The organism is Campylobacter concisus (assembly GCF_003048775.2).
GTDB classification, from domain to species: domain Bacteria; phylum Campylobacterota; class Campylobacteria; order Campylobacterales; family Campylobacteraceae; genus Campylobacter_A; species Campylobacter_A concisus_I.
The window spans coordinates 1294639-1316107 of record NZ_CP049272.1 but is presented as its reverse complement, the minus strand read 5'-3'; the positions used below and the strand labels follow the sequence as shown (position 1 = coordinate 1316107).

Annotated in this window: 24 protein-coding genes, 4 tRNA genes and 1 other RNA gene; 9 read left to right on the top strand and 20 right to left on the bottom strand. The window is 36.0% G+C overall.

Features of this window, described 5'->3' with window-relative positions:
* Nucleotides 1-15 precede the first annotated feature (15 nt).
* On the top strand, nt 16-1095 hold the full coding sequence (locus CVT17_RS06645) for a cytochrome C (protein WP_107858882.1): 1080 nt from the start codon (nt 16-18) through the stop codon (nt 1093-1095).
* Here CVT17_RS06645 and CVT17_RS06640 read toward each other — a convergent pair.
* The gene (locus tag CVT17_RS06640) at nt 1083-1259 is read right to left on the bottom strand and encodes a hypothetical protein (RefSeq protein WP_159070457.1); all 177 of its coding nucleotides are present in this window, start codon (nt 1257-1259) and stop codon (nt 1083-1085) included. The two genes, CVT17_RS06645 and CVT17_RS06640, sit on opposite strands and share 13 nt — an antisense overlap.
* A 51-nt stretch (nt 1260-1310) precedes the next feature.
* On the opposite strand from CVT17_RS06640, the gene CVT17_RS06635 reads away from it, so the two are divergent.
* The 3 genes from CVT17_RS06635 to CVT17_RS06625 are packed head-to-tail and all read left to right on the top strand — an operon-like array spanning nt 1311 to nt 3618.
* Complete coding sequence (locus tag CVT17_RS06635) at nt 1311-2351, top strand: AI-2E family transporter (RefSeq protein WP_087579026.1); 1041 nt, start codon at nt 1311-1313, stop codon at nt 2349-2351.
* Between the two features lie 15 nt (nt 2352-2366).
* Entirely contained in the window at nt 2367-2738 is a 372-nt protein-coding gene (locus CVT17_RS06630) for an HIT family protein (RefSeq protein WP_107770070.1), read from the top strand.
* On the top strand, nt 2731-3618 hold the full coding sequence (locus CVT17_RS06625; protein ID WP_107770071.1) for a cache domain-containing protein: 888 nt from the start codon (nt 2731-2733) through the stop codon (nt 3616-3618). The genes CVT17_RS06630 and CVT17_RS06625 overlap by 8 nt, the downstream gene beginning before the upstream one ends.
* A 49-nt stretch (nt 3619-3667) precedes the next feature.
* On the opposite strand, the gene ssrA is transcribed toward CVT17_RS06625, so the two are convergent.
* Together ssrA and CVT17_RS06615 are read right to left on the bottom strand one after the other, a co-directional pair.
* Nucleotides 3668-4026: a transfer-messenger RNA gene (gene ssrA, locus CVT17_RS06620) on the bottom strand.
* Nucleotides 4027-4052: 26 nt separating this feature from the next.
* On the bottom strand, nt 4053-4457 hold the full coding sequence (locus tag CVT17_RS06615) for a histidine phosphotransferase (RefSeq protein WP_035167557.1): 405 nt from the start codon (nt 4455-4457) through the stop codon (nt 4053-4055).
* Nucleotides 4458-4543: 86 nt separating this feature from the next.
* Between CVT17_RS06615 and panB the strand changes: the two genes are divergently transcribed.
* The gene (gene panB, locus CVT17_RS06610; protein ID WP_107770113.1) at nt 4544-5353 is read left to right on the top strand and encodes a 3-methyl-2-oxobutanoate hydroxymethyltransferase; all 810 of its coding nucleotides are present in this window, start codon (nt 4544-4546) and stop codon (nt 5351-5353) included.
* Between the two features lie 37 nt (nt 5354-5390).
* Here panB and CVT17_RS06605 read toward each other — a convergent pair whose 3' ends face one another.
* From CVT17_RS06605 to CVT17_RS06555, 11 genes are all read right to left on the bottom strand, one after another.
* Nucleotides 5391-6410: a bifunctional 3,4-dihydroxy-2-butanone 4-phosphate synthase/GTP cyclohydrolase II gene (locus CVT17_RS06605; protein WP_107776425.1), complete on the bottom strand. Its 1020-nt coding sequence runs from the start codon at nt 6408-6410 to the stop codon at nt 5391-5393.
* A 265-nt stretch (nt 6411-6675) separates the two neighbouring features.
* A tRNA-Asp gene (locus tag CVT17_RS06600) sits at nt 6676-6752 on the bottom strand.
* 12 nt (nt 6753-6764) lie between these two features.
* Nucleotides 6765-6840, bottom strand: a tRNA-Val gene (locus CVT17_RS06595).
* A 16-nt stretch (nt 6841-6856) separates the two neighbouring features.
* Nucleotides 6857-6932 (bottom strand) — tRNA-Glu (locus tag CVT17_RS06590).
* Between the two features lie 13 nt (nt 6933-6945).
* Nucleotides 6946-7021: transfer RNA gene (locus tag CVT17_RS06585), tRNA-Lys, on the bottom strand.
* 563 nt (nt 7022-7584) lie between these two features.
* On the bottom strand, nt 7585-7845 hold the full coding sequence (gene rpsR / locus CVT17_RS06580) for a 30S ribosomal protein S18 (RefSeq protein ID WP_107770115.1): 261 nt from the start codon (nt 7843-7845) through the stop codon (nt 7585-7587).
* A gap of 15 nt (nt 7846-7860) precedes the next feature.
* Nucleotides 7861-8418 carry a single-stranded DNA-binding protein gene (locus tag CVT17_RS06575; protein WP_107770116.1) on the bottom strand — a complete coding sequence of 186 codons (558 nt, stop codon included), beginning with the start codon at nt 8416-8418 and terminating at the stop codon, nt 7861-7863.
* Between the two features lie 13 nt (nt 8419-8431).
* Complete coding sequence (rpsF, locus tag CVT17_RS06570) at nt 8432-8851, bottom strand: 30S ribosomal protein S6 (RefSeq protein ID WP_021091458.1); 420 nt, start codon at nt 8849-8851, stop codon at nt 8432-8434.
* 77 nt (nt 8852-8928) lie between these two features.
* Complete coding sequence (gene holA / locus CVT17_RS06565) at nt 8929-9927, bottom strand: DNA polymerase III subunit delta (protein ID WP_107770117.1); 999 nt, start codon at nt 9925-9927, stop codon at nt 8929-8931.
* The gene (locus tag CVT17_RS06560; protein WP_107770118.1) at nt 9920-11839 is read right to left on the bottom strand and encodes an RNB domain-containing ribonuclease; all 1920 of its coding nucleotides are present in this window, start codon (nt 11837-11839) and stop codon (nt 9920-9922) included. The genes holA and CVT17_RS06560 overlap by 8 nt, the downstream gene beginning before the upstream one ends.
* A complete protein-coding gene (locus CVT17_RS06555) occupies nt 11836-12654 on the bottom strand; it encodes an HDOD domain-containing protein (protein ID WP_107770119.1) in 819 nt (272 codons plus the stop codon). The genes CVT17_RS06560 and CVT17_RS06555 overlap by 4 nt, the downstream gene beginning before the upstream one ends.
* Nucleotides 12655-12797: 143 nt before the next feature.
* On the opposite strand from CVT17_RS06555, the gene ilvC reads away from it, so the two are divergent.
* Genes ilvC through ruvX form a run of 4 tightly spaced genes read left to right on the top strand, consistent with a single transcriptional unit; the run spans nt 12798 to nt 16362 of the window.
* A complete protein-coding gene (gene ilvC, locus CVT17_RS06550; protein WP_107770120.1) occupies nt 12798-13820 on the top strand; it encodes a ketol-acid reductoisomerase in 1023 nt (340 codons plus the stop codon).
* A 3-nt stretch (nt 13821-13823) separates the two neighbouring features.
* Nucleotides 13824-15215: a divergent polysaccharide deacetylase family protein gene (locus CVT17_RS06545; protein ID WP_107858883.1), complete on the top strand. Its 1392-nt coding sequence runs from the start codon at nt 13824-13826 to the stop codon at nt 15213-15215.
* The gene (locus CVT17_RS06540; RefSeq protein WP_107858884.1) at nt 15212-15982 is read left to right on the top strand and encodes a DNA-processing protein DprA; all 771 of its coding nucleotides are present in this window, start codon (nt 15212-15214) and stop codon (nt 15980-15982) included. Before CVT17_RS06545 ends, CVT17_RS06540 begins: the two co-directional genes overlap by 4 nt.
* Nucleotides 15979-16362 (top strand): Holliday junction resolvase RuvX, encoded by a 384-nt coding sequence (gene ruvX / locus CVT17_RS06535; RefSeq protein ID WP_107858885.1) that lies wholly within the window; start codon nt 15979-15981, stop codon nt 16360-16362. Before CVT17_RS06540 ends, ruvX begins: the two co-directional genes overlap by 4 nt.
* A gap of 15 nt (nt 16363-16377) precedes the next feature.
* On the opposite strand, the gene CVT17_RS06530 is transcribed toward ruvX, so the two are convergent.
* The 6 genes from CVT17_RS06530 to CVT17_RS06505 form a co-directional block, all read right to left on the bottom strand.
* Nucleotides 16378-17178 carry a hypothetical protein gene (locus CVT17_RS06530; RefSeq protein ID WP_107858886.1) on the bottom strand — a complete coding sequence of 267 codons (801 nt, stop codon included), beginning with the start codon at nt 17176-17178 and terminating at the stop codon, nt 16378-16380.
* Nucleotides 17175-18197 carry a tRNA preQ1(34) S-adenosylmethionine ribosyltransferase-isomerase QueA gene (queA, locus tag CVT17_RS06525; RefSeq protein ID WP_107858887.1) on the bottom strand — a complete coding sequence of 341 codons (1023 nt, stop codon included), beginning with the start codon at nt 18195-18197 and terminating at the stop codon, nt 17175-17177. Before queA ends, CVT17_RS06530 begins: the two co-directional genes overlap by 4 nt.
* On the bottom strand, nt 18190-18948 hold the full coding sequence (tatC, locus tag CVT17_RS06520) for a twin-arginine translocase subunit TatC (protein ID WP_107858888.1): 759 nt from the start codon (nt 18946-18948) through the stop codon (nt 18190-18192). The genes queA and tatC overlap by 8 nt, the downstream gene beginning before the upstream one ends.
* Nucleotides 18948-19346 carry a Sec-independent protein translocase protein TatB gene (tatB, locus tag CVT17_RS06515; RefSeq protein ID WP_085658241.1) on the bottom strand — a complete coding sequence of 133 codons (399 nt, stop codon included), beginning with the start codon at nt 19344-19346 and terminating at the stop codon, nt 18948-18950. Before tatB ends, tatC begins: the two co-directional genes overlap by 1 nt.
* 67 nt (nt 19347-19413) lie before the next feature.
* Nucleotides 19414-20460: a radical SAM family heme chaperone HemW gene (gene hemW, locus CVT17_RS06510; protein ID WP_107858889.1), complete on the bottom strand. Its 1047-nt coding sequence runs from the start codon at nt 20458-20460 to the stop codon at nt 19414-19416.
* 54 nt (nt 20461-20514) lie between these two features.
* The gene (locus CVT17_RS06505; RefSeq protein ID WP_107858890.1) at nt 20515-21399 is read right to left on the bottom strand and encodes an AraC family transcriptional regulator; all 885 of its coding nucleotides are present in this window, start codon (nt 21397-21399) and stop codon (nt 20515-20517) included.
* Nucleotides 21400-21469: the final 70 nt, after the last annotated feature.

The following is a 21469-nucleotide window of genomic DNA, read 5'->3' as shown; positions in this document are numbered from 1 at the left end:
AAATTTGGAGCAAAAATGGGCGAGCCACATCTTTGTCCTAAGTGCAAGCAAAGGACGATTTACTTTGATGGGATCTGCTACGATTGCAGACAAAAAGAGAAGCTGGAGTTTTATGAAAATTTAAGCGAAGATGAGATCAAACAAAAGCTAAAAAATGTCCTAGCCCACGTAGATGAGATAGGTAAATACGGTGAAATTTACAGCGATCTTGTCTATATTTTCTACCTGCATGGCATTTGCGACGAGCAGATCATAAGAGAAGTGACCAAGCAGGGCGAATACTACCCATTTGAAATTTACAAAAATGCCCCAAGTGACGTGAGAGATGAGCTCATAAATAGTCTAAATGGCGCTGAAAATATCGTAAAAATCAATCACATCCTTTGCGCGCTTGCGTGGCAGGGCGATGAGGTGGTAAGAGAGCTATTTTTTAAGCTCTATAAAGCGCCAAAGCCTTGGAAGGCAAAGCTTCACGTTGATACCGATGGATACGCTCAGGTTGCAGGCTGGAGCTTTGATGAGAGCGGCAAGAGAAGAAGCCTAGTTTTTGATAGGTGTTTTACCTGCCAGCCAAGCCAAAACGCAGATGCAAGCATTAAATTTAAAGCACTAAACGATGAAAAATGTAAATTTTGTAGCGGCGAGATGCTGGAATTTATCATCAAAAAAGAGAGTCTAAAGCGACTTGGGCTAGAGCTTAAAAACGATGCTGTACTTAAATTTTGTCCAACATGCATTGGTCTTGTGCAGTATTTTTGCCAAAATGATGGCAATAATATGCAAACAGAGATAGTAGGTGAGGGCGAGAGTGATGACTATTTAAGAGATGCTGTGACGACTCTTGATGGGCAAAATTTCGAGCTAGCCAGCGAGGTTTGCGCTCACTACTCATATATGATAGATAGCGAAATTTTGCTTGGAGGATATCCGCAGTGGGAGCAAGATGCCGAGCATTTAAAATGTCCAAAATGTAGCAAAAGCATGAAATACATAGCACAAATTCCTCTTGGAAGTCTAGTAGATGGCGAGGGAACTATTTATGTTCAAATCTGTGATGAATGCGAGATCGTCGGGGCAAATTTTCAGTGTACGTAAAAGGCTAAATTTATAGGAGCTTTTGAGCTAAAAATTTTACGTAAAACTATCAATTTATCTAAATTTACTAAGCGCCAGTAGCATGCTAAAAATGTCAAAAGCCTAGCCACACTTGCTAGCTTTGCAAGCTTGATGGCAAAGAGCTTAAGCAATTTGGGAAGCAAATGAGCAACTTTGATAAATTTGCTATAATAATCCCATTTTAAGGGAGCAAGATGAACAATAGACTATTTTTTGGAATTTTTGTATTTTGTGCTTTGGCTTTGGTGGTCTATCTTTTTAAACCATATTTGCTTGATATTTTTATCGCTGCGCTGCTTGCTGTCGCGGTTTCAAATGTCCAAATCGCATTTTTATCGCTCACTAAAAACCGCAAGACGCTTTCATCGGCTCTTACCACATCTGTGCTTCTTTGCTTATTTATCGCCCCACTTCTTTATGCGGTGGTTGAGATCGCAAAATACGCAGCTGGCTTTGATATAAACAATGTCACAAAGACTATCGAATTTATCAAAAATTATGATTTTAGGATGCCTGAGTCGATAAATTTTTTAGAGCCAAAGATAAAAGAATTTATCGGTGGACTTGATATTAAGATGCTTTTTTCTCAACTTGCGACAAATCTTGCAAGTCTAGGTAAGTTAAGCCTTAAATTTGGCGTTGATATGATTATTATTTTGGTCTTTTTCTTCTTTTGCAATCTTTATGGCAATGAACTAATCAGCTATCTAAAATATGCACTTCCGCTAAAGCAAGATGACACAGAGTCTATTTTAAGCGAGGTTGGTAACGTGATGAGTGTGGTCTTTTATTCAACCATTGCAAATATGATAATCCAAGGCTTTTTATTTGCTATTATCACAAGCTTTTACGGCTATGACGGCGTGCTAACTGGCATCTTTTTTAGCTTTGCTTCACTCATCCCAGTCGTTGGTGGTATTTTGGCATGGGGGCCTATTAGCATTTATGAGTTTGCAAATGGCAACACAGCAGCAGCGATAACTATCGCAATTTATACGATCGTAGTGATCTCATTTGCAGCTGATACGCTATTAAAGCCACTTGTTATTAAATTTATAAACTCAAAGCTGGTTAAAATACCAACAAAAATAAATGAACTTCTTATATTCTTCGCGATGCTTGCAGGTATCACGACATTTGGATTTTGGGGTGTGATCCTTGGACCAGCGATCGTGACATTTTTTATCTCGACTATCAAGCTTTATACGCTTTTAAGAGAGAGAAATTTTGTATAAAAAATAGGAACAAATATGATCTATGAAGATAAATTTATAAAAATCGAGCGTGAAGACAACGAACTTCCATGGATAAAAATTTTTACCATTAAGCCATTTCGTGAGTTAAGCGATTGCGATGAAGCGAGTAGGGCTAGGCTATTTGAAGCGATGCTAGTAGCTGAAAAGGCGATGCTTGAGTTTTATAAACCAACCAAAATAAACATTGCAAGCTTCGGAAACTACGTGCCACACGTGCATATTCATGTTATTGCTAGATTTAGTGATGATGCATTTTTTCCAGATAGTGTTTGGGCTAATCCAAAAAGAAAAAGTGAGCTTGTGTTGCCAGAATTTGATAAATTTGCAAAATTTTTAGAAGAAAAGTTAAGGGCTAGTTTTGAATAAATATAAAAAATATTTTAATTTCTATATCGTTTTTATCTTTATCATAGTACTTGGAGGGCTTTTTTACTTTCTTTACAGCTCTTATATGGCTGAAAAGATGCAAAATAATATGCGAGTCTTTTTCGATTACCAGGTAAAACAGCTTAATAAAAGTATAGATGATGAGAAATTTTCATCAATGGCGATCTCTATCTTGCTTGCTCAAAATGAGTCTATACAAATGTGCTTGCTAGGACAAAGCCGCGATGAATGCATAAAAAATATCGAAAATTTAACCAAAACCCTTGGCGCAGCATCGATGTATAACAACATTAAGCTTCACATTTATGATAAAGATCTAAAAAGCTATGTAAGGAGCTGGGATCTAAACAGATATGGTGATATGATCGCTAGTAGTAGGTTTTTAGTGCAAGAGTCAAGGCATCAAAACAAGCCCATGGTCGGCATCGAGGCGTGGTATGCTGGAACGCATATAAGGGCTGTCTCAAACGTAATACGTGATGGTAGAATTATTGGCAACATCGAGGTTTTGTTAAATTTTGACTCACTTGGAAATTATTTTAAAAAGCAAGGAATTGATCTATTTGTTCTTTTGGCAAAAGACAAGATGCCATCACGTAAAAGCATTCCGAGTGATCAAATTTTAAATGATTATTACATCGAAAATTTAAGCAGTGCAAATTTAAATATTGTAGGTTTTTTGCGTGATATTAATTTTAAAGAATATGAATTTTACGTTTATAAAACACACTACTTTTGCGTGGTGCCACTAATAGACGCTAGTAATACACAGATAGGCTATTATGTGCTTCATGTAAATACCAATGAAAAAGAGCGAAATATTTCACAAAATTATTTTGAGTCAGAAGAACTCTTTTAGATTCTATTTATCTGATAAATTTTTGTATTTATAGTGTAAATAAAAAGAATGGTGGAAGCGAGGGGGATCGAACCCCTGTCCAAAAACAAAATGCATACAGCCTCTACACGCTTAGCAAAAGTGAAAATTTCATCTAAAAAGGCTCACTTTCCAAAACCAAAATTTAGACTAAGACTAAAATTTCAGCTAGCAAGCAGTCACTTTGCGAGCCTACTCTAGCTAAATTACTTGCTTTTGTCCTAGCTAGAATTAGACTAAGCAAGGCTCAACTGAACTTACGCAGCTTTAGCGTAAGCAGGAGCGAAATTAACGTTGTTTGCGTTTAAATTTAATTTGAGCTTTTTACGCTTTGCTCAAAGCGACGTGCCACCGTACACACTCTGCTCCTGTCGAAGCCAAGTCGCTCCCAAAAAATAAAATGGTTAGTGAATTATTTAGTTAAGTTTTGCAGGCACATCAATGATTTTTGGCTCAAGAACGCTAAAATATTCAAAATCGTTCTCGACATCATCTTTATATTTATTAAACTGATCACTAATAAGCAGCAACCAATCTATAAATTTATCATTTGCTGGCCCTTTTAGACTTCTTGCCTCTTGAGTTATCTCTTCAGCTAAAGTTGTAAGCTTTAATATCGGATCAAGATGCATGAATCCTGCTGCTGATTTAATATTATGAAAAATCCTAGTAAGCTCTAAGATACTATCTTTATATTTATCAGCTCTTCCTAAATTTATTATCAAAGGCTCAAGTAAATCGCACATTAAAGCATAGTGAGATAAAAATTCTTCAACTATATCATAAGAGTAATCTATTTCAAGCCTTTTTAATATACCCATTTTTATGTCCTTAAGAAATTGGCGTAATTGTAGCAAAAATTTGATAAAATTGTTAGCCTTTTAGCTAAAAATCCTTGGAGCTTGCAATGAAAAATGAAAAAACTCAGAAGAAAAAACTAAGCATAAATGATATAAAAAATAAAAAAGGCATTGAGCCTATTATAATGATAACTGCCTATGATGCGTTATTTGCTAAGCTTTTTGATGATTATGCTGATATTATTTTGGTTGGCGATAGCTTAAATATGAGTTTTAATATGCAAGAAAGTACGATAAGTGCGGACATGAATACCATGCTTTATCATACAAAGGCCGTTTGTAATGGAGCTAAAAATACTTTTATCATGGCCGATATGCCATTTGGTAGTTACACAAATGAAAAGCAAGCGATAAAAAATGCGATGAAATTTTTCAAACAGACAAATACCGATGCGGTAAAGCTCGAAGTTGGCATGCATCAAGTAAATTTAGTAAAGCGTCTTTGCGAAGAGGGCATAAACGTTATGGCTCACATTGGTTTAAAGCCTCAGTTTTATAAATTTGAAGGCGGCTATAAGATAAAGGGAAGAAGCGAGATCGAGGCAAAAAAGCTAATTGAAGAGGCTTTGGCGTTTGAGCAAGTTGGAGCATTTGGTATCTTGCTTGAGGGTACGATGAGTAGCGTGGCTAGCGAGATAACAAAGCAGGTTCATGTGCCAGTCATTGGTATCGGATCTGGAGTAAACGTCGATGGACAAGTGCTTGTATGGTCTGACATGCTTGGGTTTTTTGAAGACTTTAAACCAAAATTTGTAAAACGCTATCTTGATGGAGCGGATATTGTAAGAAAGAGTGTGCAATCCTACGCAAATGATGTAAAAGGCAAAAATTTTCCAAGTGAAGAATTTTGCTATTAGCATGGTTAATATCCGCATTAAATAGAACGTGGCAAAATTAAATTTCTTTATAGCCCTTTATATCAAGACCAAAACCTGCAAGGCTTACAAATTCTTTATTTTTATTTGAGCTTAAAAGCTCAATTTCGCTTATGCCAAAATACTTTAAAATTTGTGCCCCAATGCCATAATCTTTTTGTGAGCTTGCATTGTTTTTATTACTGTCTAAAAATAGTAACACTCCACCATTTTTACTTAAAAAATCCAACGACTTTAATAAATTATCAAATTTATCTCCGCTTAAAAGCTCATGGTCTTTGCTTATTTTTTGAAATTTTACATTAGTTTGCGCTTTTGTCTCTCCGAAAACATAGGCAGCGTGATTTTTATTTTCGTGATCTTTTATGTCATATCTTTTTGCTTCAAAACCACAGATTTTTACACTCTTTGCGGGCGAAACCTCTATTAAGCTTTCGTGGCTAAGTCTGTATTCTACTAATTCAGAAACGCTTATCATATTTAGGTTAAATTTTTTACAGAATTCTTCCAGATAATCACGTCTGGCCATTGTGCCATCTTCTTTTACGATCTCGCAAATTGCTGCCATTGGACTAACGCCAGCAAGTTTGCAAAGATCAACTGATCCTTCAGTATGACCTGTTCGAACGAGTACGCCGCCTTTCTTTGCAATAAGCGGAAATATATGCCCAGGCCTTACAAAATTTTCAGGCACCGAATCAGTACTAGCAGCAAGTCTAATCGTCATATCACGCTCATAAGCACTTACGCCTGTCGTTGCCTCCTTTGCATCAATTGTGACAGTAAATGCGGTTTCGTGGCTAGATGTATTTTTAGAAACCATTAGCGGCAAATCAAGTCTTTTTGCGTTTGCTTCATCCATCGCAAGGCAAAGCACACCTTTTGCATGAGTGATCGCAAAATTAACCTTTTGCATATCGCTACTTGCCGCTGAAAAGACCAAGTCTCCTTCATTCTCACGGTCCTCGTCATCGACCATAATTACCATTTTGCCATTTTTTATATCTTCAATCGCTTTTAATACATTTTCAAATGCCATAAATTTCCCTTATTAAATTTTTACGATTATATTGATTTTTTGATAACTTAGAGATAAAAATATTAATTTTGATTTGTCTTGTATCAATTATTTAGAAATTTTAGAAAAAGATTTATTTTTAAATATATGCGATTTAGTGGCGATAAATTAGATTTTACTTTTTAATTTATTTTATATGTAAAATTTTAAAACATAAATTTTTTAATAAATACACTATTTTTAAGAATTATAGTAATGGTGAAAATGAAAGTCAAAGAATAATAGATGGCGCAGCGGACGGGGCTCGAACCCGCGACCTCCGCCGTGACAGGGCGGCATTCTAACCAACTGAACTACCGCTGCACCTAAAAGTAATGGTGGTCGCTATAAGACTCGAACTTATGACATCCACCTTGTAAGGGTGGCGCTCTACCAACTGAGCTAAGCGACCTAAAAATTTAAGTATCTGGCGACCCTTAGAGGATTTGAACCTCTGTTTCTACACAGAGAAAGTAGAGTCCTGAGCCACTAGACGAAAGGGTCATAAACCCAAAAATGGTGTCCTGCGTTGGATTCGAACCAACGGCCCCCTCATTAAAAGTGAGATGCTCTACCGACTGAGCTAGCAAGACATTTATTTAAAAGAGAATTGAGATTATACAAAAAACATTATTACATGTCAAGAAAAGGGTGTTTAAAATTTGTTTTTTTGGCTAACATTAGTTGCATTGTTAGGCCGGTTTGGCATCAGTAAATTTTTAAAATAAAATACATAATAAAGGCCACTTGCAAGATGTACGGATACCAAATGGATTATCAAATAAAGTTTATTGACATTTAAGTACCTTACCTTTTAGCCTCATATGGATAGCTATTGCTATACGATAGATGATATGTGATTCGTGGTGGAAATTGTGAATAATATGGATCAATGATATTGAATTGCACATATGGCAAAATAAATTATTTTGAACTAATAAATTGATGCTATAGAGTTATTTAAAGACAGCATATATTTTGAGATATCCACCTGAATAAATTCTAATTGCCTCGTGTAAGTTAAACCAAAATTATAGATAGTACTTGAAAAATATTTTAAACTGCAGTCAATAAATAAAAATCTATAAGAACATAAATCTAGGATATTTAAGATTAGGATTAAACCCCATTAATAGGGGTTTAATAAATTAAATAATTATAGTCCATCAAAAGGATTTGAAACTACATCATCGCGATCTACTATGTAAGGTATGATTGCTGCATGACGAGCTCTTTTGATCGCTTTTTCTACCATCTCTTGGTGTCTTTTTGATGTGCCAGTTAAACGCCTTGGCATTATTTTAAATCTCTCTGATAAACAATACTTTAAAAGAGAAGTATCTTTATAATCTATAAAATCAATTTTTGCTTCTGTAAATTTGCAATATTTACGTGAATATTTTCTTTTTTCTGCCATTTTCTATCCTTTAAATTAAAACGGTATTTCGTTGTCGCCATCAAAATTATCGGCGTCAATGTTTATATCAGGGATTTTTTCCTCATAGTACTCTTCTTGTACTTTTTTATTTTGTGGTTGCATTTGCTGTCTTTGTGATGCTGAATTTTGATATCCACCATTACCATAGCTATTATTTAAACCATTATTTCGTTGTTGTGAGTACGAACTATTTTGATTAAATCCACCTTGACTTTGTCCATTAGCTCCGCTATTTCCGCCAAGCATCTCCATATTTTCAACTACAATTGAGTGCTTTGAACGGTTTTGTCCATTATTGTCTGTCCATTGATCAAATTTTAATCTTCCTTCAATCAGAAGTTTGGAGCCTTTGCTTAAATATTGATTTGCTATCTCAGCTGATTTGCCAAAGAACGATATGTCAATAAAGCATGTCTCTTCACGTTTTTCGCCGTTAGTATTAAATTTTCTAGTAACAGCAATACCGGAATTTCCTATAGCAGATCCGCTAGTAGTGTATCTTAGCTCGATATCTCTTGTTAAATTCCCAACTAGTACTACTTTATTGAACATTTTTTATCCTTGATTATTCTTCTGTAAAAGTTTGCTCGTCTACTTTTTCAACTCTTGGCTCACGCGGTGCTCTTGGCTCGCGAGGCTCTTTTTTTATGGTTTGTTTGATACCTTTGCAAAGTCTTTCCCAAGCTGCGATTTCGCGTTTATTTTCATATTTAACGCTTAAAAATCTTATGATATCTTCAGTGATTCTTACGTTTCTTGTAAGCTCTGCAAGAAGTGCTGGTGGCGCTTTGTAATAGATAACAAAGTATGTTCCACGCTCATATTTTTTGATGGTATAGGCTAACTTTCTAGTACCCATCTCAACGACAGTAGCGATCTCGCCGCCATTTTTTGTTATGACTTCTTTTACAAAGTCAACCTTAGCTTTAACTTCCTCTTCCGTTAATGTCGGCTTAAGAATAAATAAAAGCTCGTAATGTTTCATTTTTTCTCCTTATGGATATTTAGCTCACTTTGTGAGCAAGGATTTTGCTTTAAGCAAGGGTGGATTTTAGCTTAAAGTTACTTAATATTTGCTGTTGATATGAGATGTTGTAAATTTAAAATAGTTGATAATACAAAAATTTCTTTATCCATTTTTGTGTTTGTTTTTAGCTCTAACTCGACTAAATTTAGCGTTTTAAATATCTCCAAATAGGCGTTTAAATTTAGTTTCAAGCTATTTGTTTTTAATAAATTTGCTACATTTACAGGCGGTTGATAACCAATTGCCTCATCTAAATTTAAGCGACCATTTATCTTAATGTAAGAGTAAATTTTAAATAGCCTAAAAAATGCTTTGTAAAGTGAGTTTAGAAGTAAAATTTCATTAAAATTTGGATCTTCTAGATAGGTAAAAAAGTCGTTTTTTATGTCTTTTAGGGCCATAAATTTATTAAAAAAATCATCAAAATTTATCCCGCCAAGTCCAAAAACCAGCCTTTTTACATCATCTTGTTCGATGTGTGTGTTTAGGCTCTTTAGTTTTGTTAGCTCGCTTGCTGCAAGGTATAAATTTTCATTATGTGTAAAGTAAAGCTCATAAAGTGCGTTTTTGGTTATGTTTAGGCCTATTTTGGCTGAGTTTTTGGCTAGTAAATTTATCGCTTCATCTGGAGTTGATGGCTTAAAAAATCTCGCAAAATTTGTCCCAAAAGCCTTTTGCGTATCAAAAACTAGTTTCATATCGGACTCATAAAGCTCAAATAAAAAGTAATTATCTTGGCTTTTTGAGCAAAGTAAGATGAGCTCTTTTAGCTCTTTTGCTGGGATCTTTTTGTCGCTTTTTACATAAAGGATATTTTTACCACCAAAAAGTGACTGTTCGCTTAGGTGAGAGCTTGCTTGCGTGTAGTTGTACTCGTCAAAATAAAGGCTTAATAAATTCGCATCTTCGCTAGAGTAAAAGCTCAAAATTTCTTTGCCAAAGAGCTCGATCTGAAACTCGTCCGCTCCAAAAAGTAAGAAGTAGTTGCTTAAATTTGCATTTGCTAAATTCAGCTCCAAATCTTTTCTATACATCGATCTTTCTTACCACTTTTGCAAAAATTTTAGCACTCGCGATGTCGGCCTCTGTGATCTTTACGACAAGCTTTTGAAGTAAATTTGCACTGTATCCAGTGATGAAAATCCTAGCTCCAACAAAATGATCATCAAGCTTGGCAACCAAGACATTTTGGTTTTCGCTCACATAGCAGCGCACCTCTTTGCCGATGTTTGCGGCTGCCCAGCGTGCAAATTTCCTATCCATAAAGTCGTAGGCCACCTTGTCGGCTTCTCTTTCAAGTTCGCTTAAATTTGCGCAGGTGCTTTGGATGTTTAAAAGCAAGAAGTTGTAAAGCTTCTCATCTTTTGAAATTTTAGCCTTTAAAAGTCTGTGCAAAATGAGATCAGAATAGCGTCTAATAGGGCTTGTAAAGTGTGTGTATCTATCAAATCCAAGCCCAAAGTGGCCTAAATTTTCACTCGAGTATTCAGCTTTTTTTTGCGACTTGATGATGAGCTTATCTATCTCTTCGCGGTTGCCAAGTTCATCGGCTTTTATTTGGATCTTCCTTATTAAATTTGCAAGATCGTTTTCATAAGTAAGGTCAAGCCCCAAAAGTTGCAAATCTTCAAGTAATGTATCTATCTTTTTAAAATCAGGCGAAGCGTGGTTTCTAAAAACACCCTTTGTGATGAGCTTTGCGGCAGCTTTATTTGCTAAAAGCATGCAGTCCTCGACTAGTCTATGTGAGTCAGAGTCGCTTTCAAACCTGGTTTGAGAAATTTGACCCTCTTCATCAAGGCTCATTCTAAGCTCTTTTGTCCTAAAGTCAAATGCATGCAAAAGCCTTTTTTTGCGAAGCTTTGTGGTGAGTTTAAAAAGTGGCTTGACCCATGAAATTTCACACTCTCTTTTGCCCTCTAAAATTTCATCGATCTCATCGTAGTTAAAGCGCCTTTTTGAAAGGATAATCGCTTCAAAAAGCTCCTCTTTTTTTACCTCGTTGTTTGCATCAAGTGAAATTTTAAAACAAAATGCAAGGCGCGGCACGTCTGGCTTTAGCGAGCAGATATTTTCACTTAGCGCGCGCGGCAACATCGGCACTGAAATGTGCGGAAAGTAGATAGAAAAGCCTCTTTTTTTAGCTTCACTATCAATGGCACTATAGGCAGTCACATACTCGCTCACATCGGCGATAGCAACGTAAATTTCGCGCTTTTTCTCATCAAAATATATGGCATCGTCAAAGTCTTTGGCGTCAACCGGATCTATCGTGCAAAACTCTAAATTTCTTAGATCAATTCTGTTTGGATACATGCTAGCATCAACTTCGTCGCCAAAAGCCTTTGCCTCAAGCTCGCAAGCCTCGCTAAATTTATCATTTTTATTATAAATGGCAAGCGAAATTTTCTCGTCGCTTAGCGGATCTTCTAAATTTCCTAAAACCTCGACTATCTCGTTGTTTAGGTTATTTATCTTTAGTAGCGTCCCAAGAGGAAGCATTTTTAGGCTTTTTTGTGTCGCTTTTAGGGTTGTGCTTAGTCCAGTTTTTAAATTTACACCTAAAATAGCTGCCCCAAAGCGTTTTGTGTAGACCACGCTTGTCTCATTTGCAAGCTTTAGACTCATCACTATTTTAGCACTCTGGCGTTTTTTCTTAAGTGGCAAAAGCTTTGCTAACACGATATCGCCAAGGTGAGAGTTGTTTAAATTTTTATTTTCTACGATAATGTCTTGCTTGAAGCGTTTGTCAAATGGCATGATAAAGCCAGTTGCGTTTTGGCTGATGTCTAGCTTGCCGCAGACATAGCCGTTGTTTAGGTAAAATTTATCTTTATGTAAGCTTACGGCACCAAGATTTAGGAGATTACGTAAGACTTCTTTATCTTCGTTTGATATCTCCTTTTCTTTGATGCCGACGAGTAGTGAAGTTAAAAATTCTTTCACAAATTGTCTTTGACTTTAGCGACAGCCATTAAGAACGTATCATGCCTAAAGCCATATTCGTCAAGAAGCGGCAGTGTATTTTGTATGCTTATATCATCAAGTTGATTAAAGATATTTACAGCTGTTTTTATCACCTTTAGGGCTTTTGCATAATCTTTTATATGATCTGGCGCTTCTTCTGGATTGGTTGAATATAATATTGAGCTACTAAGCTCTGTTTCAAGATTCCATTGTTCAAAAATTTTGGCCGTAACTTCTTCGTTTGACATATCTAAAATTTCTGTTTCAAACAAGGCAAGATCGATTGGGCTAGATATGTTTTTGATCTTTTCTCTAAAATCAGCATCTTGTTTGCTTTCGACTAGCTCGTGAGCAAGGACTATCTTTCCAATTTCAAGCATAAATGAAGCTGGAGAGAGAATTTCTAGACTCTTAGGATTGATCTTAGAGTGCCAGTTGTACATCAATGCATTCTGAATGATCGAGATATTTAAAAAATCTTGCGTAGTAATACCGTAAGGCTCTAAATTGATAGAAAAACTCTTTTTAATGGTGCTTGAAAGTGCAAAACCACGAATGGTAGCCATACCAAAAAGAGAAATAGCTCTTGCGATGGTTGTGATCTCTTGAGAAAATCCATAAAGTGGAGAGTTTGCGGAACGTAGAATATTTGCTGTTAGCATCGGATCCTTTTCAACTACTTTTGTAAGATCGCTTATTGAGCTGTTTTCATCCGCGTGTAGGCGTTGAATTTGTATAACTGTATCATCTAGCGGTGGAAGTGCTTTGATCTTTTTAAAAACTGATTCATTCATTGAGTTATCTCTTTTTATTGAATTTTCAGCGTATTTTAGCAAAATAAATTATCATAAAACTTAAAATTAGTTTCTACATGTTTCAGCCGAATTTTTGCTGGCTAAAGTTATAATTTTGCCAAATTTTAATAATAGGAGTAACAATGGCTATAAATGTTTATTATGATAAAGACTGTGATTTAAGTCTTATTCAAAGTAAAAAAGTAGCAATCATCGGCTTTGGCTCACAAGGTCACGCACATGCTGAAAATTTAAGAGATAATGGGGTAAGTGTTGTTATAGGTCTTGCAAAAGGCGGCAAAAGCTGGGCAAAAGCTGAAGCAAAAGGCTTTGAGGTAAAAACTGTTAGCGAAGCCACAAAGGGTGCCGATGTAATCATGATATTAACTCCAGACGAACTTCAGGCTGAAATTTATAAAAATGAGATCGAGCCAAATTTAAAAGATCACGCTGCTATCGCGTTTGGACATGGATTTAACGTACATTTTGGTCAGATAAAAGCTCCAGCAAACATAGACGTCATTATGATAGCTCCAAAAGCCCCAGGACACACAGTTAGAAGCGAATTTGTAAGGGGTGGCGGCATACCTGATCTTATCGCTGTTGAGCAAAATGCAAGTGGAAAGGCAAAAGAGATCGCTCTAAGCTATGCTTGCGGTATAGGTGGCGGTAGAACTGGCATCATTGAGACAACATTTAAAGATGAAACTGAAACAGATTTGTTTGGTGAGCAAGCTGTTCTTTGTGGCGGTCTTTGCGCGCTAGTAAATGCTGGTTTTGATACGCTTGTAGAGGCTGGATATGAGCCTGAGATGGCGTATTTTGAATGCTTGCACGAGCTAAAACTAATCGTTGATTTGATGTATCAAGGCGGTATGGCCGATATGCGTTACTCTATCTCAAATACAGCTGAATACGGTGATTACGTAAGCGGTGTAAGAGTGGTTGGCGAAGAGAGCAGAAAAGCTATGAAGGAAGTTTTAAAAGAGATTCAAAATGGTAAATTTGCAAAAGACTTCATCCTAGAGAGAAAAGCGGGTTATGTTAGAATGAACGCTGAACGCGGTATAGCTGAGAGAAGTTTGCTAAATCAAACTGGCAAAAAACTTCGCGCAATGATGCCTTGGATAACTAACGGCAAACTTATAGATCAAAATAAAAACTAAGCCTTGAGCGAAAAAAAGACTACAAAGAAGCGACCTACAAAAAAGAGTACAGGTCGCTCTCACAATAAAACCTATCTTGGTATCGGCATTATTGCAGCTATTTTGATAATAGCACTTAGCGTAGCTCTTAGTATAAAAAATAATGGTGCAGAGCAGATAAGCAAAACAAATGAACCAAAGATAGAGAAGCAAATTTCTAAAAAAGCTGAGCCAAAGGTTGCTAGTAAAGAGAAAAAACAAGAATACGAAAAGAGAAAATACCCTCTAAAATTTGATGAAGATGAAAATTTAAGTAAAATTTTTACCGATCCTAAGCATAAAAGTGAGCTTGCTTTAAATTCAAAATTTGAGCCAAAAGAGCAAAAAAAGATAGCTGAAGTAAAGAATGAAGCCAAAAAAGAAGAGATAAAAAAAGAGCAAAACGATACTAAAAATTTACTCGCAAATTATAAAAATACAGAACCTAGCGTAATAGAAAATGAACAAAAGATAGAGCCATTTTATAACTCAAAAATCGAACAAAAAACCGAGCTAAAATCTCAAAATTTTGAAGTAAAAGTCGATCAAAATAAAAGCGCTGAAATAGAAAAAAAAGAGAAAATTAAAAGCGAGAATACAAAAGTAGAGTCAGCTAAAAAAGCTGAAATTTTAACTACCAAAAAGATAGAAAAAACAAAATATGAAGAAAAAAATATAAAAAAAGATAGCTTTGAAGCGGTACCTTTTACACCGAACGCTAGCATAAAAGGGCGCGCAAAGCTCGTCATCATAATAGATGATGTGGCGACATTTGAACATGCAAGTATGATAAAATCGCTTGGCTTAAAAATTACGCCGTCTATTTTTCCAGCGACAAAGACTCATCCAGATACGCCAAATATCGCAAGAACATTTGAGTTTTATATGATACATCTTCCGATGCAAGCAAAACACTTTGATAGCCCAGAAATAGGTACTCTCACGATCAATGAGAGTTTTGAGAGCATGCACGAAAAGATAAAAAAGATACGCAAAGACTTCCCGCGCGCAAAATATACAAACAATCACACAGGATCGCGCTTTACAAGCGATTTTGACGCTATGGATAAGGCTTATAGGGCGCTGATAGAGCAGGGCTTTGTCTTTGTCGATAGTAAAACTATTGCTCAAACCGCAGTAGCAAGAGCTGCAAAAAAACATAATCAGCCATACATTTCAAGAGATATATTTTTAGATGACGATCCATCGGCTAGCGCTGTTAGGCGTGAACTTGCGGTTGCTGTAAATTTGGCTAAAAAAAGAGGCTATGCGATCGCCATTGGACATCCAAAGAAAAATACGATCGCAGTGATAAAAGAGAGCAAAAATAATCTTTTAAAAGATGTTGATGTGGTTTATTTAAAAGATATTTTATGAGACTTGACTTTATCCCAGAGCCACTAAATAGGCTAAAAAATCCACCAAAGCAGCTAAATTTTATCGGAGATACTTCGCTTTTATCTTTGCCAAAGATCGCAGTTGTTGGCTCAAGAAAGGCAAGTGTTTATACAAAAGAGTGTGTCACAGCACTTTGCGCAGTACTAAAAAGTGCAAATATCTGTGTGGTAAGTGGTGGAGCAATCGGCGTTGATATCGCAGCTCATAAAGCTGCTATGCCACGAACGATTGGCATTTTTGCGAGCGGACTTGATACCATCTATCCAAGCCAAAATAAAGCGGCGATAAATGAAATTTACACCAAAGCCTTGGCTCTTAGTGAGTATGATGAAGGTGAGCCGCCACTTGCTTATAGATTTTTGGAGCGAAACCGCATAGTTGTGGGGCTTTGTGAAGCTCTAGTTGTCGCGCAAGCTGATCTTAAAAGTGGCTCAATGCAAAGTGCAAGGCTTGCAAACGAGCTTAAAATCCCAGTTTATGTACTGCCACAGCGCATTGGCGAAAGCGATGGGACAAATTTTTTGCTTGCAAATAAAAAAGTCGAGCTTATCGATGACTATCATAAATTTGCTTCACTTTTTGGTGAGATAAGAGAGCAAGAAAAGACTAGTGACGAGATCTTAAAATTTTGTAAAAATGGCGTAAGTCTTGATGAAGTTTTGGCAAAATTTGGCGATATAATCTATGAGTACGAGCTTGAAGGGCTAGTTGAAATTTCAAATCTAAGAGTAAAGAGCGTGCTATGAGAGAGAAATTTATGGCTATTGATGTTGGGCTAAAGCGAATAGGGCTTGCTTTTGGTTTTGGCAAGATCGTGACTCCGCTTGAGCCAGTGCTTAGAAAAAATAGAAATCAAGCCGCAAGAGATGTGAGCCAAAAGGTAAATGAATATGCCCCAGATACGCTGGTGGTAGGCGTGCCAATCGGTGGTAGTAGTGAAGATGAGATGAGAAGACGTATCGAGCATTTTGTCTCACTTCTTGATGTAAAGGCAAATATTGTCTATCAAGATGAGGCCTTTAGCAGCAGTGAAGCTAGTGAAATTTACACCAATACAAGGCGAGATGGTAGGCTAGATAGCATTTCAGCCACTATTATTTTAAAAAGATATCTTAGGATAAATTAAAAAGTAAAAATCGGTCTATTTCTCGAGTGAATTTTTAAAAGCTAGCTGAAAGCTATCTGTGCTAAAGGGTTGCTTTAATACTGTGACATGATTTGGCAGATCGTTAGCCGACTCATCGCTTTTACAAATAGCTACAATACGAAAATTTTTAATATTTTTAAACTCAAGTATATCTTCTAACATCGCTTCATTTTTTAAAATTTTACTATCGATAAAAATAACAAATGGAGTAAAAATAGAATCTTTTATGTGTCTCATTAGATTGCTAAGGTCGTTTTTGCCGATAACCTTTAGGCCTAAAAAATTTATCTGAGCACTAATGGTGTCAAATAAAGCATCGTCATCGCAAGCAACTAAGATATTTGTATTTGTTTGATTTTTGATATTTATTTGTCTTTGGATGGCTCTATCGCCTGTTAGTGCCGCGCTAAAAGATATTAAAAATTCTCCATCATTATGAGAGATCATAGATTCATTTGCTTTTTTTAGATAGTTATTTATCTTGCTGAGATAGTAGTGGCTTGGCCTCATTACGCTATGGCTAGATTTTATCTTAATGTCAAAATGTACAGATTTGGGACTATAATTTTTAAGTTGAAAGAGAATGTAAATGTCAGCATATTCGGTAGAGTAAAGGAAAAATTTGCAAATATTTTCAAGTGTTTTTATGAGATTTGTAGCATCAAATTTTAAAAACCTTGGATAGCTTGGATCGTAGCTAAAAATGATGGAATTTTTAGTGTCTTGTGCGTCTTTGTATATGGCGCTAAGAAAAATTTCCATTCTGTTTATGATATCGATAGGCTTATCTTTCATATTATCAACATCCCGTCGCCGTATGAGTAAAATCTATACTTTTCATCAACTGCCGTTTTATAAATTCTCATCGTCTCTTCAAGTCCTATGAAGCTAGTAACTAGCATTATTAGGGTTGATTTTGGTAGATGAAAATTTGTAAGAAGGTGGTTTTGCCTGATAGGCTTATTATTTAGGTTTAAAAATAACTTGCAAAAGCCACTTGCTTGCTTGCTTCTTGCAAATTCTTCAACACATCTAGTAACCGTAGTACCAACGCCAAGAATTGGTTTATTAGAATTTATAATCTCTTGAGCTTGCTCGCTTAGCTCGTAAAATTCAGAGTGCATTTTATGATCATTTATATTTTGACACTCAACGCCTTTAAATGTCCCAGCGCCAACGTGAAGCGTAATGTAGGCGACTTCATGCTTTGCTTTTATCTGCTCTAGCATTTGTTCGCTTATGTGAAGGCTAGCTGTCGGAGCTGCCACTGCACCACTATTTTTGGCAAATATGCTTTGATACCAGCTCTCATCATCCTTTGTATCAGCCCTTTTAATGTATGGCGGAAGCGGTACGTGACCGATCTTTTCAAGCTCACTAAAAAGGTGAACATTATCAAGCAAGACGCCATTTCGCGTAAAATTTACCACCCTTGTGCCATCGTCATTTAGCTCAAGCACATTTACTTTTAGATTATCAGGAAAATTTAAAACGCTACCAGAGCTTACTTTGCCTCTTATATAGACGCTAAATTTATTCTCGCCTATGGGCTGATTTAGCATTACTTCGCAAGCCCCGCCGCTTTCTTTTTGTCCTAAAATGCGAGCTTTGATAACTTTTGTGTTATTAAAAATAACTGCAGCATCATTTGGAATAAGGCTGGAGAGATCTTTAAATTTGTAGTGTTTTATCTCTTTTGTATTTTTAAAATAGACAAGCAATCTTGCCTCTTCTTTTGGCAAAACTGGCTCTTTTGCGATGAGCTCTTCCGGCAAAAAATAATCATAACTTGAGACGTCGTTTATATTACTCATCGCTTGCTACGTCGCTGTCTTGTTCTTCTTTTTCGTCTTCATCGTCGCTCTTGTTAGCTCTTTTGGCGACGATTATTGAAATTCCATAGAGTCCGATGAGTGGTAGTGCCATTAAGACTTGACTTATCACATCAGGAGGTGTCACTATGGCTGCAAAGATAAAGATAACAACCACTGCATATCTAAAGTACTCTTTTAATATCTTGTCATCGACTAGGCCGATCTTTGCTAGAAAAAATGTAATGACTGGAAGCTCAAATGAAATTCCAAAGCCAATTAGTAGTTTTGCAAAAAAGCCAACATATTCGCCAATGCTTGGTAGCGCCGTAAAGAGCTGGCCACCAAAATTTACCAAAAATGCAAAGCCAAGTGGGATGACCACGTAGTAACAAAACGCCGCCCCGCACGCAAACATAAATGAAGCTGAGATGACAAATGGGATCACATATTTTTTTTCATTGTCATAAAGTCCAGGGGCGACAAATAGCCAAAACTGCCAAAAAATGATAGGTAGCGCGATCACGACACCAGCAAAAAATGCAACTTTCATCGCTGTAAAAAATGGCTCTTGAATTTGAGTGAATATGATATTTGAGCCAGCTGGCAAGACTTGTTTTAGCGGTTCGCTCATCCACGCAAGCAGTGGGTTCCAAAACGTAAAGCAGATGCCAAAACAGACAAAAACGCTTACTATGCTTATAAAAAGTCTCTTTCTAAGTTCGATTAAATGGGGTCTTAGCTCTTCAAACATTACGCCTCTTTTTTATCGTTTAAGATCGCATCTTTAACTAAATTTGTTGGATTTTGTATATTTTCTACCGTTTTTTTGGTATCGCTTACGACATTCTGTATATCGTTTGTGATGTCATTTGCGCTTTTTTTGATCTCATCAAGCTCTTCAAAAGTGAGCTTTTTACGCACATTTTGCGTACTTTTAGTTATGCTTTCTTTGTATTTTTGAGCGTCTTCTTTTAGCTCAGCTATCTTCATTTCTTGATCAAATGTTGATTTTGCGTCGTTTATGCCTTTTTTAAACATTTTTAGAAATTTTGCAATCTGAACCATCGCGCTTGGCAGCTTGTCAGGACCTAAAACTAACACTGCAATAATGGCGATAACTAAGATTTCAGAAAAACTCATTCCAAACATTTTTGCCTCTATTAAATTTTATTTAAGCTTTGTATTTTATCTTGACTTTGCTCAAAATTTTATAAATTTAGCCCTCGATAAAGAGTGCGATCTCGTCGCTTAGTAAGAAATTTGGATTGTAAAATTTACCATTTTTAAAGAGCAGTTTTTCATTTTCTACAAGAAAATTTGCCCTTTTTTTCTGTGCCTCACTTAATCGTTCAGCCTCCACGCCAACAATGCTTCTAAGCCCTAAAAATATATGCTCTCTTACTAGCTCACTCTCGTTTAAAATTTCTTTTTCTCTGTAAGTTGGCTGTGAGATGTAGGCATCTATGCTATTTTTGGCGTAGTATCTCGTGCCATCCACGAAGCCCACGCTATAAGCCCCTACACCAAGGTAGTTTTTGCCCTGCCAGTAGCCAAGATTATGTTTGCAAATTTGCCCGTAATTTGAAATTTCATACTGCCCAAAGCCAGCAAGCCCAATTTGCTCTATCATAAATTTAGCCAAAGTGTCACTATCCTTTTTATAGCTTTTTTTGCCAGCAAATGGGGTGTTTTCTTCAAGAGTGAGCGAGTAGGCGCTTAGATGCGTGATAGCAAGGCTTTTTAGATTTTCAGTTTCAGCCAAAAGGCGTTTTTTAGTATCAAATTTGGTGTCATAGATGAGGTCTAAATTTATATTGTTAAAGCCAGCTGCCCCGGCATTTTCAACCGCTTTAAAAATTTGCTCCCTGCTGTGAATACGCCCAAGAAATTTTAGCTTATCTTCAAAAAAACTTTGAGCGCCAAAGCTTATGCGATTTGCGCCTAAATTTTTAACATGCTTTAGCCAAGTAAGGGTTGCTGAGTTTGGGTTTGCTTCAAGTGTAATCTCGGTTTCTGGCGTGCAAAGAGGCGCTAAAATGCTAAAAATTTCATCATAAAATTTAGCATTTACCGTACTTGGTGTACCTCCACCAAAAAAGATAGTTGAGATTTCTTTTACGTTTTGGCTTTTTAGCTGAAAATTTAGATCAAGGCAAAGTGCCTTAAAATAGGTGCTAACCTTGTTAAATTCGTCATCGCTTGAGCCAAAAGCACAGTAAGGACATTTGCTTTCACAAAATGGCACGTGGATATAAACTTGCAAATTTCTCTCTTTTTAAATTTTGGCGATTATAAGAAATTTGGCATTTATAGCAGTTTAAAAGTAGCTTTTGGTCTTTAAGAGTTTGCTTGGTAAAAAGCCAAAATTTATCTTAAAAATTTTTGCAAAATGTGCAGTATTTGCGTAGCCTACGATATTTGCGGCTTCTTTTATGCTGATATCGTTTTGCTCTAAAAGAGTAAAAGCCAGCTTTAGACGCTCTTTTGCTAAGAGTTGATAGATCGTATCTTTAAAAAATAGCTTAAAATTTTTCTTTAGCCAAAAGTCATTTGTGCCACAAAGATGGGCTAGCTCTTTGATGCTTGGAGGATTTTGCATACGGCTTAATAAGATTGTTTTAGCCTTTAAAAGAGTCTCTTCTTCGTCACTACTAAGTGAAATTTCGCTCTCTTTTAGTATTTTACTTTTATAAATAAGCTCTAAAATTTTTGACTCGATAAAAATTTCCCTCATCGCGCCTTCATATAAATTTGTCGTATCAAGTTCATTTAAAACGCAAATTTGAGCTAAATCTTTTTTATATTTTAATAGCTCAAATTTATCATCAAATCTAAGCCCAGCAAATATCTCAAGCTTATTTGCGTAACTTTCGTCAAAAAGTAATGTTTTTGTCTTATAAAATTTATTTTGATACTCAAAGACGCCTTTAAAATCATCATTAACAAGCCCAATGCAAAATTCATCTTTGTTTAAAATATACTCTTTCCTATCAAGCTTAAAGCAAAGATCGTTTTTATCCTCATTAAACATTAAAAATAGGTATTTTTTAGACTTATGACGATCTATTTTTATCCTGCCATTACATAAAATTTCACTTTTTAGATAGCTGATGCCACTGCTTTGCTTGAAAAACTCTACGCTTACTTGTTTTTCCTTTTGAGATATCTTGCTCGTTCCATATTTTTTGTCTAAATTTATCATTTTATCCCTCAAGCGTTAAATTTAATCCCTTTAGCGTTACGTATGATATTGATAACGATTATTTAATTTT